1 protein-coding gene is annotated in these 1,078 nt (G+C 44.1%); it reads right to left on the reverse strand.

Annotation, left to right across the window (positions count from 1 at the left end; translation table 11 throughout):
* Nucleotides 1–211 precede the first annotated feature (211 nt).
* The coding region (gene prmB, locus ACTHUE_RS19415; RefSeq protein ID WP_440424216.1) for a 50S ribosomal protein L3 N(5)-glutamine methyltransferase at nucleotides 212–1,078 on the reverse strand (867 nt) is incomplete at its 5' end.

Below are 1,078 nucleotides of genomic sequence, written 5' to 3' on the forward strand. Positions count from 1 at the left end.
CAGTATATGTTCTACAAAAAGTCAGTAATAAAAATCCACTGACATTAGAAACTATGACAAATATTATAAGCCATAGTTTCAAAGCCTGCTTGGATTTCATATTCGGTATACCATAGGCATTTGTATTTTCTTAAAATATTAAATATTTTATAAAACAAAGGCCGTCTAAAACCTTTTCAGACGGCCTTTGTTTTATTCATATCAAAATAAACTACTCTTCGCCCAATAATTGCTCGCGGGTCAACAGGAATACAAACCCATCGCCACCGCTGGTTTCCAACCAAGTAAACGGTAATTCGGGATAAGCCGCTTCCAATACCTCACGGTTGTGACCGATTTCAACCAACAATACACCTTTCGGATTCAGATATTTTGCCGCTTGCAGAATGATTTGACGTGTAGCGTCCAAACCATCTTCGCCGCTACCCAAAGCCAATTCCGGCTCGTGCAGGTATTCATCAGGCAACGCTTCCACAGATTCCGCGTCAACATAAGGCGGATTGGAAACAATTAAGTCGTAGGTTTCATCCAAACCTTCGAATAAATCGGTATGCACCAAGCTGATACGGTCTTCCAAACCATAATCTTCAATATTGATGGCAGCCACTTCCAGCGCATCCAAGCTCAAATCAACGGCATCGATTTGTGCGTCGGGATAATGATGCGCCATTTGAATGGCCAAACAGCCGCTACCGGTACACAAATCCAAAGCTCGATGCACCAATTCATCGTGTTCAATCCAAGGACGGATACCGTCACCAAGCAATTCGTAAATGAAAGAACGAGGCACGATAACGCGCTCATCGACATAAAAATCAAACTCGCCCTGCCATGCTTGATGTGTCAGATACGCGGCAGGAATATGCTCCACTGCGCGGCGTTCGAGAATGGACAATACCTCTTCCTTCTCGCTTTGCAACAATTTAGCACCCAAATAAGGCTCCAACGTATCCAAAGGCAGGTTCAAAGTGTGCAAAATCAGATAGGCTGCCTCGTCATGGGCATTATCACTTCCGTGTCCGAAAAACAGTCCGGCATCATTAAAACGGCTGACGGCGAAACGCAATAAATCGCGAAC

The organism is Neisseria sp. P0021.S005 (genome assembly GCF_051956955.1).